The organism is Streptomyces sp. LaBMicrA B280 (assembly GCF_049222185.1).
Taxonomy (GTDB): Bacteria; Actinomycetota; Actinomycetes; order Streptomycetales; family Streptomycetaceae; genus Streptomyces; species Streptomyces murinus.
Genome location: NZ_JBMJCT010000033.1, coordinates 12,465 through 27,337, shown reverse-complemented (window position 1 = coordinate 27,337; position 14,873 = coordinate 12,465). Strand labels below are relative to the sequence as shown.

Below are 14,873 nucleotides of genomic sequence, written 5' to 3'. Positions count from 1 at the left end.
AAATGTCCCAGATGTGAGAACTCCGGCGCGCGTCGGGGTCGTACGGGGGCCAAGCCTGGCACGGCCCCGGCGCGCGCTGCGGAACGGTGGGGCTAGGCGGTGCGGCGGCGGCCGGCCAGTACGCCGTAGGCCACGCCCGCGGCGCCGACGACGATCCCGGCGACGCCGAGCACCCGGGCGGTGGTGTCACTGCCGCCGCCGGAGGCCGGGGCGGCGGCCGTGTTCTCCTTCTTGTCGTCGGACGCGTTCTGGGCGGCCGCCGCGCCGTGCTCGTCGGCCGCCGCGGTCAGCTGGAGCACCGGCGCCGGGTTCTGCGGCTCGTCCTGGCCCGCCTGCGGCACCTCGATCCAGCGCACGACCTCGTGGTCCGAGTACGTCTGGAGCGCCTTGAACACGAGCTGGTCGGTGTTGTCGGGCAGGGCGCCGACGGAGAGCGGGAACTTCTGGAAGTAGCCGGGCTCGATGCCCTTGCCGTCGGCGGTCCAGGTGATCTTGGTGACGGCTTGGTCGATCTTGTCGCCGTGCACGGTCAGCGGCTTGGCGAGCTTGGACTTGGTGAGCTGCACGCTCCAGCCGGGGATGGGCTGGGCCATGACGGAGGCCAGCGGGTGGTCGGCGGGGAGGTTCACCTCGACCTTGGTGGTCGAGGCGTTGTCACGCTCGTTGGGGACCTTGAAGTCGACGACCGCGTAGCCGCCCTTGGCCGCGGCGCCCTCGGGCTGCACGGTCACATGCGCGAAGGCGGGGGCGGACAGGGCGAGTACGGCGGTGCCGGCGACGGCGGCACCGGCGGCGACCCGGGCGGCCGTACGGCGGAAGGCGGGACGGCCGGCGGCGAGGCTGGGGACGAGCTGGGAAACCTGCATGGCAGGAGCACTCCATGGTGAGAGTTCCGGTGGGGAAGGAGGGCGCGCGGGCGCGCGCGGGCCGCGCGACGGCGGCCGTCTCCTCGGACCCGGAGCTGTCTCGGGGCAGGGGGCGGGCGCGTCGCGTCAGGCGGCGAGTCGCAGTCCGGCGGCGGGCGGGCCGCGCCGGATCACCGAGTGCTGGAGTGCGAGGGTAGATCGGAAGAGCACAGGTCCGGTGGTGGCCCCTCGCGTGGCGGGCCGGGCCCGGGACGTGGTGAGTCCGATCTCGTCGTCGCGCACGCGGGTGCCGACCGCCCTACGCCAGCTGCCGTCGCACCAGTTCATGCAGCCAGCCGACGGCGACGGCCGCGAGGAGGTGGCCGAGCAGCATCGGCAGCGAGGGCAGCAGCGCGGCGGAGGCGCCGGTGGCGTCGGCCGCGTGCGGCATGGGCAGCGGGGCCCCGGCCACGGGGCGGCCCGAGCGGTCGATGAGGCGGGCGGCGAGCAGGATGTGGAAGGCGTGGCCGGGAGTGAGCGCGGCGGCGTTCGCCCCGCACAGCAGCCGGGCGGCCTGATCGACCAGGGCGGCGTCGCCGAGCGTGGTTTTGCCCGGAGCGCTCTGCCCCATCGGCATTCCGCCCATGGCCATGCCCGCCCCGTGCTGGCCCAGTCCGAACAGCGTGTGCAGCGCGGTCTGGCCGAGGGTGAGGAGCGCGGCGATGCCCGGCAGCGAGCGGGCCCGCCCGGCGAGCGGGATCACGAGCAGCAGGGAGCCGAGGAAGCCCGCGCCGAGCGTCCACAGCGGCACGCTCGCGCAGGAGGCCAGGGTGTGCCCGGCCGCGGCCAGCACGACGCAGACCGCGGCGAAGACCGCGGCCCGCAGCATCCGGAGCCCGGCTCCGGGACGCGCCGTGCGCGCGTGAGGGGCAGACATGGCGGGCTCATCATCCCACCGCGCCCCGCGCCGTCCTACGTCAGGTCCGGGCAAAGCGTTCCCCGGCCGGCCGAAGAGGTACGTCCCCGCATACACCGATTCCTCCCGGGACGCATCGGCTGTATGGGCGGAGTCACGTCAACGGTGTGCTTACGGCCACCTATGGGCGGCAATAGGTATCGGTATGTCGAGCCGCGGCCTGGAGGCTGGAGCATGAGCATCTGGTGGTCACTCCATCTGCGCCGTGAGGCCGCCAGCGTGCCGCTCGCGCGGCGGCTCCTGATCGGCACCATGGAGACGGCTGGGGTGGATCCGGAGATCTCCTACGACCTCTCCGTCGCCCTCAGCGAGGCGTGCGCGAACGCCGTCGAGCACGGCGGCGACGGCGGTGACGGCACCTCGGCGGTGTACCGGGTGACCGCGTACCTCGACGGGGAGAAGTGCCGTATCGAGGTGGCCGACTCCGGCCCCGGCTTCCAGCACACCCGGGAACTGCGCCCCGCCCGCCCGGACGCCGAGCACGGCCGCGGCCTCTGTCTGATCCGCGAGCTCGCCGACCACGTCCACATCGGCCCCAAGCCCGGCCGGCACGGCACGGTGGTCAGCTTCGACAAGATCCTCAAGTGGCGCGACGACGCCCCGCTGCTGGCGGTGTAGCCCCGGTCATGTCCGGTGATCAGAGCAGCGGTTCGACCAGCGCGGTCAGTTCCGCGCGGCTGATCTGGCCCATCCGGGCCGCCGCGATCCGGCCCTGCCGGTCGACGACGAAGGTGTAGGGGTAGCCCTGCGGGCTGACCAGACCCTTGGGGATGCGCAGGAGCTGGGCGGTCTTCGGGTCGTGGAGGCTGCGGTAGGTGACGTGGTGCTCGCGGGCGAAGGCCGCACCGGCTGTCCTCGAGGCGTCGGTGTCGACGCCCATGACGCGTACGCCCCGGGTGTGCAGGGCGGTCTGCACGGCGGAGAGGTCAGGGGCCTCGGCCCGGCAGGGGCCGCACCAGGACGCCCACGCGTTCACGACGAGCACATCGCCCCGGTAGTCGTGCACGGCGATCGGGCGGCCGTCGATCGCGGTTCCCGCCAGGTCGGGCATCTTCTCGCGGTCGGCCGGGGCGAACGTCTCCTGCAGGGGGGCCGCTTGGCCGTCGTCCAGCCGGGGGCCCGCGCAACCCGATGCCATCAGCAGGGCCAGGACGAGGCCGGCGGCTTTCGCGATGTTCATGATGACGAGGATGTCACCCTGCCGCGGACCGCTCATTGCCGTCGAGGGTGTAACGCTTCTTCAGGACGGCGTCGAGCTTGCCCGAGCGCACCGCGGACAGGCACCAGGCGGTGGGCAGTTGGAGCGTGAAGAGCCCGAAGAACGAATACAGCGCCGCGGCGTCCAGGAGTTCCCCCGGGTTGACCCCTCCGTAGGGCGCCGCGTTGGCGATGCCGAGGACCAGCATGTAGAGGACGCCGTCGACGAGGACCGTCCGCCAACGGGGCAGCGGAGAGAGCAGACGGCGGGCCAGGGTGAGCACCGCGGTGCAGATGACCAGGAAGACGGCCTGGTCCCTGCACCACGTGAGCGGCTCGGGCCCGGTGGGTCCGAGCCGGTCGTCGAACGCGAGCGCATAACCGGCCAGCACCACGGACCCGGTGAGCCATGAGACCACGGTGACCCAGGCGGCGTACGTGAGCGCGCTGCGCCAGGGGGTGAATATCATGGCGCTCCTTTCAGGCCCCTGGTCGGAGCCGGTGGCACGGTCATCATCCCACCCTCGTCGTGCGGGCCGCCGCCGAGCGTCCGGCCCCGACGTGCCGGTCAGTAACCGCCGATGTTGGAGATGGTGCTCGGCTCACAGGCTCGGGAGTAGAGGCACTCCAGGCCGCTGAGCAACTTGGTGCTCATCCTGTGCTGGTAGACGGTCTTGGTGGAGTGCTTGCTGCCGCTGGTGTAGCCGAAGAGGTACATCTCGTGGTCCGGGGCGGGGCGGGCGCTGCCGGAGACGTAGAAGTCACCGTTGCGGGCGAGGCGGGCGTCGTAGTACACGCCGATGCCGGCCCGGCGGATACCGGACTTGGGGCAGAAGGGGTCGGTGGCTTCGATCTGGGCGTGCACGGCGCGCGTCTTGCCGTCGAACCGGGTCTTGGTGCGGAAGTCGATCTTCTTGGTCGACGCCTTTCGCTTGTCGATCAGCTTTCCCTTTTTGTAGACCTTCGTCCAGCCGGTCTCGGGGAAGAGGTCGTAGGAGGACTTCGTCCAGTAGACGACACCGCGGACACCGGCACGGAAGGAGGTGCCGGAGACGGCGCTGGAGAAGCCCCGGCCGTCGCCCTTGTACTTGTAGGAGTTGCCGCCGTACTTGCACCCGGAGGCCTTGCTGACGTAGCCGGGCACGGTCACCCAGGGCTGGCGGATGAAGGACCGCCAGGTCACCACGGTCTTGGTGTACTTCTTGGCCTTGGCCTCGACCTTTTGGGCGGTCTGGGCGAGGGCGGCGGGTGTGTCGCCGGTGGGGACCGTGACGTTCAGACCCCAGGTGTGGCCAAGGCCCTTCGCGTCACCGCTGATCTGGTAGGAGGGCTCGGAGCCGGGCACGACCGCGTCGTCGCGCAGACTGTGCCCGGAGGTCCTGGCGATCACCTTGCCGTCCCGGATGACGGTGTAGGACGCGGCGCCGAGGTCGGGCCACGACAGGTCGACGAACGTGCTGGAGGCGGCCCAGGCGGCGCGCTCGGTCCGATTCGGCGAGTGGGCGAGGGTGACGTCGGCGATGACGTGCTGTGAACCGGCGGCGAGGATCGCGCTGTCGGTGGCCTTGCCGGTGTAAGCACTCACCGTGTGCACACCGCCGGCGGCGAGGGCGGTCCTGCCGCTCGCGAAACTGCCGGTGCCGGCGTCGAGGACGAACGCGGCCTCCTTCGGCGCGGGGGCGGCCGAGGCGGTGGCTCCGCCGGTGGCCACCGACGCGGTGAGGAGGGCTACGGGCAGCACGGTTGCCGCGCTCCAGCGCCCCATGGTGCGGTTGACGTTCACGGATCGACTCCCTGGATCGAACGGTTTCCCCAACCCGGCCGCGTCACCGGCGGGTTGGGTCCTTGACGGCGCGCACGAGGGGGCGGCTTCCGAGGGCCCCGTCGGGACCGTTGCGCGGAAGCCGCCCCCGAGAGGTCAGGACAGACCCCACTCCTGGCGTACGCGGGCCGGGTTGGAGCTTCCGGACTTCTCCAGGTAGGGGTGGGAGCCGGCCTTCGTCGAATTCGACGCGATGACCTTGCCGTTGCGCGCCGCGCTCCAGATCAGGGAGCCGCCCAGCGTCCAGCGCTGCGCCTTCCAGCTGGAGTGGCAGGTGTACTGGACGATGCGGCTCTTGCTGTCGACGTTCAGGCACTTGCCCGACTTGTCGTTCTTGATGGTGAACACCGAGTCGTTCTTGTAGATCCGGTGGAGGGTCCAGCGCTGCGACTTGTCGCCGGAGCACTTGCCGACCGTGAGCTGAGCGTTCTGCTTCGTGCTGCCCCCCATGGACAGGCACGTGTGAGCCGCCCAGACGCGCTCCAGGCGTACATGGGCGTAGGGGTCCTTGGCCTGCGGCGCGGCAGTGGCCGACGGCGCGGCGAGGCCGGTCATCGTTCCGGCCGCGACTGCGGTGAGCAGCAGTGATCCGGCTGCTTTACGCATGGGTCCTCCCCGTTTCAGCGACATGGCGAGCGATGAACGTAAACGCGAACCAGCCATGTCCGCTACGTCCGTTGGGGAGGTGTCTGATAGGGCATTGCCCTAAAGGGAGGGTGGTCGTACCCCGTGTGGAGTCGTCTGGTTCGGGTGCCCTACGGTGGCCCTCGTAGCGCCGCACTCACAGGGGGTCGACTTCCGTCCATGAAGCTCTCACGCCGCCTCGCTCTTGGTGCCCTCGCCGGCATCGTGGTCCTGGGCGTGGGGGGCGGGGTGACGGCCCGTCTGCTGGACGATCCGGCGCGGGGCCTGACGGCCGCCGCGCATGCGGGGGACGCGCACTGCCGGGAACTCACCGGGAAGGCGCCGGGGCGGCTGGCGGGCAAGGAGCGCCGGTCCGTCGGACTCGACGGCGTGGTGGTGTGGGGCGACCAGGATGTGATCCTGCGCTGCGGTGTCGCGAGCCCGACGGCGACAACGGATCCGTGTTTCGAGGCGAACGGGGTCGACTGGGTGCTCGACGAGCGGCAGTCGACCCCGGATCGCAAGGTCATCGTGACGTTCGGACGTACGCCCTCGACGCAGGTCGCCATCCGCGCCCAGGGGGTGCGCACGGATGAGGCGATCCTGGAGCTGTCGCCCCTGGTGGAGGGCATCCGGAAGACCGGCCGGTGTCTGGACGCCCAGTGAGCGGCGCCGGGGCCGCTCGTCGGACGGGCGGCCCCGGCATGGTCACGCGACCGTCGCTTTCTGGCCTCGGCTCGACGCCAGTGCGAGGTGCCGGGAGCAGGACGGCTCGTCGCACAGTGCGTTGTGGGCCAAGGCGGAGACGATCGCGACCTGTGTCCGCGTCTGTTGCCCCAGCTTCGTCACGATGTTCGAGATATGCGCCTTCACCGTGCGTTCGGCGATGCCCAGTTCCCTGGACAGTTCACGATTGCCGACACCCGTCCCCAGCAGCAGGAGAACCTCTCTTTCCCGGTCCGTCAGCGCTGCCAGCCGCCCGATGCCGGGTTCCGGGTCGTGGCCGGTTCGCCGGTAAGGGCAGGTAGTGCCTGTCGCGTCGGCCCAGTTGGTCATTCTGGCCCCTTCTGAACGCCGCATTTCCCAGCAGACCCCCGTGGCCCGGTTGTAGCGGCGGCCAACGGCCAACTTACCCGTCGGTTCTTACGTGCTTCATGCCGTTTCCGGTTGCGCAACTTACCTGCGCGGTCGATGGATTGGCTGAAAATGATGGGTCTCTGCGCGGGGGTTCGACGAGGCGGCGCCGGATACCTGCCCTGAGCCGGCGGTCCGGCCCCGCATAGTGAGGGCATGAACATCGACGACGGGGAGATGGCGGCCGGGGTGACGCTGCGGCCGCTCGGTGCGGGGGACGCGGAGGCGTCGGCGCAGGCGTACGCGGTGAATCGGGAGCACCTCGCGCCGTGGGAGCCGGTGCGGCCGGACTCCTTCTTCACGCCGGAGGGGCAGCGGGAGCGGATCGAGGGGCTGCTGCGGCAGCGCGACGAGGGCGCCGTGGTGCCCTGGGTGTTCGAGGAGAAGGGCGGGCGGATCGTCGGGGCCATCACCCTGACGGGGATCACCCGGGGGCCCTTCTGCAGCGCGTACCTCGGCTACTGGGTCGCCGCGGACCGGCAGGGCCGGGGGCTGGCGAGCGCAGCCGTGTCACGGGTGTGCGGGCTCGCCCGGGACGCGGTCGGCCTGCACCGGATCGAGGCGTCCACGCTGGTGGAGAACACCGGGTCGCAGCGGGTCCTGGAGAAGTGCGGATTCGGGCTGATCGGGACGGCGCCCCAGTACCTTCACATCAACGGCCGCTGGCGGGACAGCCGGTTGTTCCAGCGGATCCTGCACGACGAGGACCCCGCGCTCCGCAACGCCCGCTGAGGGCGCGGAGAACCACGCGAACCAGCCACCTCGGCCCGCGGACGGCGGCGACCGCGGGCCCGCGGACGGCGGCGGCCTCGGATCCGCGGACGACAGCGGCCGGGCACCCCTGGGATACCCGGCCGCCTCGCGCGAAGGTCAGCCCCTCAGCGCGGCCATCCACGACTCGACCTCGTCGGCGCGCCGCGGCAGCCCGGCCGAGAGGTTCTGGTTGCCGTCCTCCGTCACCAGGATGTCGTCCTCGATCCGGACGCCGACGCCCCGGTACTCCTCGGGCACGGTGAGGTCGTCCGCCTGGAAGTACAGGCCCGGCTCGACGGTGAGGACCATGCCCGGCTCCAGGACGCCGTCCACGTACGTCTCGGTGCGCGCGACCGCGCAGTCGTGGACGTCCATGCCGAGCATGTGACCGGTGCCGTGCAGGGTCCAGCGGCGCTGCAGGCCCAGCTCCAGGACGCGCTCGACCGGGCCCTCGACCAGGCCCCACTCGACCAGCTTCGCGGCCAGCACCCGCTGGGCCGCGTCGTGGAAGTCGCGGAACTTGGCGCCCGGCTTCACCGCCGCGATGCCGGCCTCCTGGGCCTCGTACACCGCGTCGTACACCTTCTTCTGGAGCTCGCTGTACGTGCCGTTGATCGGCAGCGTGCGCGTGACGTCGGCGGTGTAGAGGGTGTGCGTCTCCACACCGGCGTCGAGCAGCAGCAGGTCGCCGGAGCGGACCGGGCCGTCGTTGCGGACCCAGTGCAGGGTGCAGGCGTGCGGGCCCGCGGCGCAGATCGAGCCGTAGCCGATGTCGTTGCCCTCGACGCGGGCGCGCAGGAAGAAGGTGCCCTCGATGTAGCGCTCGCTGGTGGCCTCGGCCTTGTCGAGGACCTTCACCACGTCCTCGAAGCCGCGCACCGTGGAGTCGACGGCCTTCTGCAGCTCGCCGATCTCGAACGCGTCCTTGACCAGGCGCAGCTCGGAGAGGAAGACGCGCAGTTCCTCGTCGCGCTCGGCGGTGACCTTGTCGGTCAGGGCCGCCTCGACGCCGGCGTCGTAGCCGCGCACGACGCGCACCGGGCCGGTGGCCTCGGCCAGCTTCCCGGCCAGCTCGCGCACATCGGCGGCGGGGATGCCGTACAGCGCCTCGGACTCGGTGAGGGAGTGGCGGCGGCCGACCCACAGCTCGCCCTGGCCGTCGAGCCAGAACTCGCCGTTCTCGCGGTCGGAGCGGGGCAGCAGGTAGATGGTCGCCCTGTGGCCCTCGCCCGCGGGCTCCAGCACGAGGACGCCGTCCTCCGTCTGGTTGCCGGTGAGGTACGCGTACTCGACGGAGGAGCGGAAGGCGTACTCCGTGTCGTTCGAGCGGGTCTTCAGATTGCCCGCCGGGATCACCAGACGCTCGCCCGGGAAGCGCGCGGAGAGCGCGGCGCGGCGGCGCGCGGTCTCGGCGGCCTGCTCGATGGGCTTCAGATCACGCAGCTCGGTGTCGGCCCAGCCGGACTGCATGTTCTCGGCCAGCTCGTCGGAGACGCCCGGGTACAGGCCGTTCTTCCGCTGCTTGATGGGCTCCTCGGACTCGGTTTCCGGGGTCGCCGGAATGAGTTCGTCGGCCACGTGTTCCTCCTCGGTACGGCGTGTGATCTCCCCCGGGGCGGTCCGTGCGGCTCGCCACGGTGGGTGACCGTGTCCGAGCCGGGGACCCCCATCATCGTACGGTCGTATCGGGACGCGTCCAGGGGCGGATGCCCCGTCATGCCTGGTCACCGGGTGGTCACTGAGCGGTGATGTCGAGCGGTGATGCCGAGCGGTGATGCCGACCGGGGGCGTCGGCTCAGTCGAAGCGGGCCGCCAGCAGCACCACGTCCGCCGCGCCGTCGGCGGACCCCGGGCCCTCCGGCAGCACCGTGCGCAGCACATGATCGGCGACGGCCCCGGGATCCTGCCGCAGCGCCCGAGGGACGCTCGCGGCGGCCGTGTGCAGCCGGGCGAAGGCCCGGTCCATGGGATCGCCGGTACGGTGCAGCAGCCCGTCGGTGTAGAGCAGAACCGTCTCTCCCGCTTCGGCCTGGATCTCCACGCTGGGCGCCTCCCAGCACGAGAGCATGCCGAGCGGCGCGGAGACGGAGGTCTCGGCGAACTCGGTGCGCCGCTCGCCGATCAGCAGCGGCGGGCTGTGCCCGGCACCTGCCAGGGTGACCCGGCGCAGCGCGGGCTCGCAGTAGACGAACAGGGCGGTGGCCGAGCGGGCGGGCTCGGTCAGCCGCAGCAGCAGCTCCAGGTCGGACAGGACGGCGACCGGGTCCTCGCCCTCCATCACGGCGTACGCCCGCAGCGAGGCGCGCAGCCGGCCGGCGGCGGCCACGGCGCTCGGCCCGGAACCGGTGACCGAGCCGACCGACAGACCGAGCGCGGCGTCGGGCAGCGGCAGCGCGTCGTACCAGTCGCCGCCGCCGCGCGGTCCGGTGCGGTGCCGGGCGGCGAGCTGGACGCCGGGCACCCGGGGCAGCCGGGAGGGCAGCAGTTCCTCGGCGAGGGTCGCGGCACACGCCCGGGTGTTCGCCACCTCCCGCAGCCTGGCGAGGTGTTCGGTGGCGTGCCGGATGTACAGGCCCGCGAGATGGCGCTGCCGCTCATGGGGTTCGGCGGGTTCCTCGTAGAACCAGACGGCGGCGCCGAGGCGGCCGGCGCCGTCGGTGGCGAGCGGCAGGGCGTAGCTGGCGGCGTAGCCGAGGCGGGCGGCGACCTCGCGGTGCCGGGGGTCGAGGTCGTCCTCGGCGAACAGATCGGGGTGGACGATCTCGGCGGTGCCCGCGGTGTCGTACGGCAGCGCGCCGCGCGGCACGGTCTCCAGGTGGCCGAGGTCGGCGCGGCCGAGTCCGAGGCCGCGGCTGGTGCGGGGGCCGAGTCCGTCGCCGGGCTCCAGGACGACGAGGCCGCGGCGGGCGCCGAGGAGACCGGCGCCGGCGTGCAGCAGTTCGTCCAGGGCGGGCTCCAACGCGCTGGTGCGGGTGAGCCGTTCGGTGAGTTCGTGCAGCGTGGTGAGGTCGGAGACCCAGCCGGCGAGGCGGTCCTGGAGGAGGGTGCCGGGGGCGGCGACCGGGGGGTGCGGGGCGGGGACGGCGGGGATGATGTCCGCGCGTGCGCCCGCGGGGGCCTCCGGGGCGGGAGGGGCGGGCGCGACAGTGTGGGCGGGCGTGGGAACAGTGGGATCGATTCCGGCCACTTTCGGTGGGTGCGGGGCGCTCATGGCGCGCGGCCTTCAGACTGGTGCACAGTGCTCAAAAGCATCGCAAACCCCCAGGTGATTCTGCGCCGCTAGCAGTGTCTCCACATGTACACGCACTCGTGAGGGGATGTCCAGCATTGTCCTGCGGGGATTCCTGGTGTCCACGAGGCTGGTGGGTGATTTCCCGGAACCCCTTGCCTTACCGTCAAGTTGGCTCAAAACTACCTGGGGGAACGGTCCACTGCGGTCGACTGGGCTCGCTCCACGGAGCGTCACAGCGGTCGTGATGGGTACGTACTCGGAGAAGGCCAGGGGTGGTTGGGGACCACCCGGAACCTGGCGACGGACCCGGGCGTCATAGCCACCGACGGCCGAGCCCCATCCTCCCGTGGCGGAGGCGGAGAGAACCACGCGCGACGGCAAACGCCATGCTTCGCCACCCCCACGCCGCTACCGTGCCCTGCCTTGAGTGCCGTGGACGCGGCCGCGGCCGACGCTCGAACCCCTGGGGATCCCCTGCCGTGTGCGGGGATGTGATGCGCCACCAGGTACGCACAGTGCAGTGATCGACTCATGTTGTGATGTGGACCACGGTGTTGCCAGCGGTGCAACGGAAAGGAACGAGCGCTCATGCGCGAGATCCTCGGAAGGCGACGCAGGCTCCTGTCCAAGCGACGGAACGACGGGAAGCCTGAGCAGCTCAGCGCGGCCCTGACCTTCGCGACGGAGTGGCAGTGGCCCGTACTCCCGGGTGTGGCCCCGGATCCGCAGGGCAGAGGCCGCTGCGGCTGCCCCGACCCGGAGTGCACGGTGCCCGGCGCCCACCCCTTCGACCCCGGGCTGCTCGCGGCCACGACCGACGCGCGCATGGTGCGCTGGTGGTGGACCAACCGGCCGAGCGCGCCCGTCATCCTCGCGACCGGCGGGACGGCGCCCTGCGCGGTGAGCCTGCCGGCGCTCGCCGCGTCCCGCGCCCTCGCCCTGCTCGACCGGCGGGGCATGCGCCTCGGCCCGGTCGTCGCCTCGCCCACCCGCTGGGCGCTGCTCGTCGAGCCGTACTCGATGGAGCAGTTGGGCGAGCTGCTCTACGCCAAGGACTTCGTCCCCGGCTCGCTGCGCTTCCACGGCGAGGGCGGCTATATCGCGCTGCCCCCGTCCGAGACCGGCACCGGCACGGTGCGCTGGGAGCGGGCGCCGCTGCCGGGTTCGGCCGCGCCCTGGGTGCCGGACGTCGAGGCGGTGGTGGACGCCGTGGTCGACGCCCTCACTCGTACGGGTGTGAGCGCGCCCGAGTTGTAGGGGTGTACGGCGCGCACGGTGCGGACGGGCGTGCCGTGCTCGTTATGTTCCGCCCATGCTGCGAATTCTTGGGGGCCATGGGACGCGCCGGCCACGCGACGGGGGACACCGGCGCCCGGCCGGCACGGCGCCGGGGTACGACGGTGGGTCGGACCGGATGCCGTCGACGGACGGTGGGGAGGTGTCCGCGGGTGCCGGGGCCGGTTTCCGGATGCCGGTCGGTGCCGATGGCGGGGGCAACTCGCCCTCCGGCAGCGGTGGTTGCCCCGAGTACCGGGGCGCGTCCGGCGACGGGGTCGGCCCGCGGCCGAAGGGCGGGTTCCGGCGGGCGCGGTACGGGAAGGCCGATCCGCGCCGGGTCCATCTTGTCGGGCTGGCCTGCGTGGTGACGGCCGCCGTCGTGCTGCCGCTGACCGTGGCGTCCGCCGGGCAGGTCAGGGACGTGAGCGATGTGCTGGTGCCGGGCGCGCTGCGGCACGGGGACGGCAAGGACCCCTCGGCCGCGCCCGGCCGCTCGCCCGCGCTGCTGGACCTGGGCCTCGCCACCGCCGTCCGCTGCGGGCCCCAACTCAGCTCGCCCGAGGGCGTCGAGGCGCAGACCTGTGTGCTGATCCAGGGCGCGGACACCTGGGCGCGGACCTACTACCGCAACGCCACCGGCAAGTCGCTGGACGCCGGGCTGAGCCTCCTGGGCCCCGGCGGCCGTACCACCCGTACGCGCTGCGACACGGGAGCCGACGACGAGCCCGCCACCTGTGAGACCCCCCGCGAGCGCAGCCGGGGCGGGGCGGACGCCTACACGGCCGTCGCGGAGTTCGCGGAGCGGGGGCCCGCGGGGGCGCTGCTGCTGCGCTCGGGGAGCAACTCCGAGGACGCGGACGGCGGTTGAGATCGCGCGACGCGCCGGGCACCCGGACGCGGGCATGGAAAGACCCGGTTGCTGGCGACGGGGGATGCACCAGCAACCGGGCTACTGGAACGGTAACAAGAGATCGGCCGTTCGCAAATTCCGACTCAGGCATTCGGCCATCGATTTCCCACCGATTTCCGTGTCGGGGCCGGGAGTTGTGACAGGAGTCACCCGCCGGAAAACCCGGTGTCATGACTGACCGACCATTCAGTCATGACGCCGATGGGGTGCCGTCAGCTGAGCGTGACCTGCCGGTTGGTGAGGCCGCCGCGGGCCCGGCGCTCCTCCGCGGTGAGCGGCTCCTCGACGGCGAGGGCGGCGGCCAGGCGCTCGGCGAACTCGGCGGCCGGCTTCTCCACATCCTCCGCGCGGACCTCGCTCGGCAGGTCCCAGACCGGCACGGTGAGCCCGTGAGCACGGAAGGAGCCCACCAGCCGGGTGCCCTCGCCGAGGCTGGAGCGGCCCTGCGCGTGCAGTCGCGCGAGAGCGTCCAGAAGCCGCTCCTCGGGATGCGGCATCACCCAGCGCAGGTGGTTCTTCTCCGGGGTCTCGCACCAGTACGCCGCGTCCACGCCGGACAGCCGGACCGTCGGGATCGCCGCCGCGTTGGCCCGCTCCAGGGAGGCGGTGACCTCGGGGGTGGCGTTCTCCGCGTCCGGCACCCAGAACTCGAAGCCGCTGTGCACGACCGGCTCGAACGGGCTCTCGGCGGCCAGCAGTTCCTGGAGCCGGGGTCCGTCGGCGGGGGCGCGCCTGCCCTGCACGGGGGTGCCGGGCTCCGCCTCCAGGGCGCGCCGGAGGGTGTCGGCGAGGTCGCGGCTGATGTCGCCGGACGACGTGTCGTTCTGCAATCCGATCAGGACCGAGCCGTCGTCGCGGCGCAGCGCGGGCCAGGCCATCGGCAGCACGGTGGCGAGGGTGACCGAGGGGACGCCCTCGGGCAGGCCGTCCTTCAGGGTCAGCTCGACCGTGGCGGCCGGGACCAGCTCGCGCAGCGCCACCCAGTCGCACTCGCCGGGCAGCCCCTCGAAGGGGCGGTGGACCAGCTCGGTCACCGCGTGCGCGGCGTCCCGGCCGTGGCACGCCTTGTAGCGCCGACCGCTGCCGCAGGGGCAGGGCTCGCGGCCGCCGACCACCGGAATGGCACCATCTGCCCCACCCGTCGGCTGCGGGCGCTTGGCCTTCGTCTGGGGTCGCTTCTTGGCCATCGTGGATGTCTCCCGGTTACGGCGCTTCTCGTACGGCGGGAGCCTAGCCGTTCGTGCCATCGCCGACGGGAACCTGTGGACAACGACCGTGCGGCGGATACCCCCCGAACACCAGCTGCCTGCCCCGCTCGCCTGCCCTCCTTCACCGGCCCTCTTCCCACCGGCCCTCTCCCCACCGGCCCCCGCCCAGGTCGTGGGCTCGGGCCGGCTCTCGGCCTCAGGCCATGTCCTCGAACGCCTCCGCGAGGTCGAGGCCGGACAGGTCCGGCGGTGCCGACGCGGTGAGTGCGGCGGTGACGTGATCGCGGCGGCAGCGGGCATCCGGGTCGTGCACGTCACCGTGGACCACCACCCAGACCGTCACCTCGCCGCGGACGTCGTCCCGCACACCCCAGTCGTCGGCGAGCGCGGTGATGATGGCGAGCCCCCGGCCGCCGTGCGCGGTCACCGAGGGGGTGGCCGGCGCCGGGCGGGTCGGGCCCCCGCCGTCCGTGACCTCCACGATGAGCCGACCGCCCGTGTCCACCCGCCATGCGGCCCGCACGTCACCGTCGTACCCGTCTGCGCCCCCGGCCCGGGTCGCGCCCAGGGGCCGGCCGTGCTTGCACGCATTGCTCAGCAGTTCGGAAAGGATCAATACGGCATCGTCGACCACCGATTCCGCCACGCCTCCGCCGCGCAACTGCGCGCGCATCCGGCGCCTCGCGTCCCCCACGCCCGCAGGGCCATGGGGTACGGCCATGCACGACGACGTGGGCACCTCCTGTGCCACCACCAACGCCACCCCCGAGACCTCCTTCGCCCCACGCCACGGTGTGGATGCCCCAGCGATCTGTGCCGGAAACCGGCCAATCCCCTTCCGATGACGCATTCGATACGCGCGCACACGCGGCGAACGCGCCGGAGCACTCCCTG

The 14,873-nt window shown here is 72.3% G+C and carries 16 protein-coding genes; 5 read left to right on the top strand and 11 right to left on the bottom strand.

Translation table 11 applies throughout. The features are described from left to right. Positions 1 to 92 precede the first annotated feature (92 nt). Both ACLF5H_RS25090 and ACLF5H_RS25085 read right to left on the bottom strand, forming a co-directional pair. Positions 93 to 866 (bottom strand): YcnI family protein, encoded by a 774-nt coding sequence (locus tag ACLF5H_RS25090; protein WP_421678288.1) that lies wholly within the window; start codon positions 864 to 866, stop codon positions 93 to 95. Positions 867 to 1,164: 298 nt separating this feature from the next. Beyond that, a complete protein-coding gene (locus ACLF5H_RS25085; protein ID WP_421678287.1) occupies positions 1,165 to 1,782 on the bottom strand; it encodes a hypothetical protein in 618 nt (205 codons plus the stop codon). A 213-nt stretch (positions 1,783 to 1,995) separates the two neighbouring features. Between ACLF5H_RS25085 and ACLF5H_RS25080 the strand changes: the two genes are divergently transcribed. Then, positions 1,996 to 2,439 carry an ATP-binding protein gene (locus tag ACLF5H_RS25080; RefSeq protein ID WP_421678286.1) on the top strand — a complete coding sequence of 148 codons (444 nt, stop codon included), beginning with the start codon at positions 1,996 to 1,998 and terminating at the stop codon, positions 2,437 to 2,439. Between the two features lie 19 nt (positions 2,440 to 2,458). Here ACLF5H_RS25080 and ACLF5H_RS25075 read toward each other — a convergent pair whose 3' ends face one another. From ACLF5H_RS25075 to ACLF5H_RS25060, 4 genes are all read right to left on the bottom strand, one after another. Further along, a complete protein-coding gene (locus tag ACLF5H_RS25075) occupies positions 2,459 to 3,001 on the bottom strand; it encodes a TlpA family protein disulfide reductase (protein ID WP_421678285.1) in 543 nt (180 codons plus the stop codon). A 13-nt stretch (positions 3,002 to 3,014) separates the two neighbouring features. After that, complete coding sequence (locus ACLF5H_RS25070) at positions 3,015 to 3,488, bottom strand: hypothetical protein (protein WP_421678284.1); 474 nt, start codon at positions 3,486 to 3,488, stop codon at positions 3,015 to 3,017. A gap of 98 nt (positions 3,489 to 3,586) precedes the next feature. After that, positions 3,587 to 4,801 carry a hypothetical protein gene (locus tag ACLF5H_RS25065; protein WP_421678283.1) on the bottom strand — a complete coding sequence of 405 codons (1,215 nt, stop codon included), beginning with the start codon at positions 4,799 to 4,801 and terminating at the stop codon, positions 3,587 to 3,589. A 135-nt stretch (positions 4,802 to 4,936) separates the two neighbouring features. Beyond that, positions 4,937 to 5,446, bottom strand: a complete 510-nt coding sequence (locus tag ACLF5H_RS25060; RefSeq protein WP_158101452.1) for an RICIN domain-containing protein — start codon at positions 5,444 to 5,446, stop codon at positions 4,937 to 4,939. 198 nt (positions 5,447 to 5,644) lie between these two features. Between ACLF5H_RS25060 and ACLF5H_RS25055 the strand changes: the two genes are divergently transcribed. Next, a complete protein-coding gene (locus ACLF5H_RS25055; protein WP_421678282.1) occupies positions 5,645 to 6,130 on the top strand; it encodes a DUF3515 family protein in 486 nt (161 codons plus the stop codon). A gap of 42 nt (positions 6,131 to 6,172) precedes the next feature. Here the strand turns inward: ACLF5H_RS25055 and ACLF5H_RS25050 are convergent, their stop codons facing one another. After that, a complete protein-coding gene (locus ACLF5H_RS25050) occupies positions 6,173 to 6,520 on the bottom strand; it encodes a LuxR C-terminal-related transcriptional regulator (RefSeq protein ID WP_421678281.1) in 348 nt (115 codons plus the stop codon). Positions 6,521 to 6,754: 234 nt separating this feature from the next. Between ACLF5H_RS25050 and ACLF5H_RS25045 the strand changes: the two genes are divergently transcribed. Next, entirely contained in the window at positions 6,755 to 7,330 is a 576-nt protein-coding gene (locus tag ACLF5H_RS25045; RefSeq protein ID WP_421678280.1) for a GNAT family N-acetyltransferase, read from the top strand. 138 nt (positions 7,331 to 7,468) lie between these two features. On the opposite strand, the gene ACLF5H_RS25040 is transcribed toward ACLF5H_RS25045, so the two are convergent. Together ACLF5H_RS25040 and ACLF5H_RS25035 are read right to left on the bottom strand one after the other, a co-directional pair. Next, positions 7,469 to 8,929, bottom strand: a complete 1,461-nt coding sequence (locus ACLF5H_RS25040) for an aminopeptidase P family protein (RefSeq protein WP_421678279.1) — start codon at positions 8,927 to 8,929, stop codon at positions 7,469 to 7,471. 217 nt (positions 8,930 to 9,146) lie between these two features. Further along, positions 9,147 to 10,562: a PP2C family protein-serine/threonine phosphatase gene (locus tag ACLF5H_RS25035; RefSeq protein ID WP_421678278.1), complete on the bottom strand. Its 1,416-nt coding sequence runs from the start codon at positions 10,560 to 10,562 to the stop codon at positions 9,147 to 9,149. Positions 10,563 to 11,171: 609 nt separating this feature from the next. Here ACLF5H_RS25035 and ACLF5H_RS25030 point away from each other — a divergent pair. Together ACLF5H_RS25030 and ACLF5H_RS25025 are read left to right on the top strand one after the other, a co-directional pair. After that, the gene (locus ACLF5H_RS25030) at positions 11,172 to 11,840 is read left to right on the top strand and encodes a bifunctional DNA primase/polymerase (RefSeq protein WP_421678277.1); all 669 of its coding nucleotides are present in this window, start codon (positions 11,172 to 11,174) and stop codon (positions 11,838 to 11,840) included. Between the two features lie 442 nt (positions 11,841 to 12,282). Then, positions 12,283 to 12,729, top strand: a complete 447-nt coding sequence (locus tag ACLF5H_RS25025; protein ID WP_421678560.1) for a hypothetical protein — start codon at positions 12,283 to 12,285, stop codon at positions 12,727 to 12,729. A gap of 254 nt (positions 12,730 to 12,983) precedes the next feature. On the opposite strand, the gene ACLF5H_RS25020 is transcribed toward ACLF5H_RS25025, so the two are convergent. Beyond that, entirely contained in the window at positions 12,984 to 13,958 is a 975-nt protein-coding gene (locus tag ACLF5H_RS25020; RefSeq protein WP_421678276.1) for a DUF5926 family protein, read from the bottom strand. Between the two features lie 217 nt (positions 13,959 to 14,175). After that, positions 14,176 to 14,829 (bottom strand): ATP-binding protein, encoded by a 654-nt coding sequence (locus tag ACLF5H_RS25015; protein WP_421678559.1) that lies wholly within the window; start codon positions 14,827 to 14,829, stop codon positions 14,176 to 14,178. Between the last annotated feature and the right edge of the window lie 44 nt (positions 14,830 to 14,873).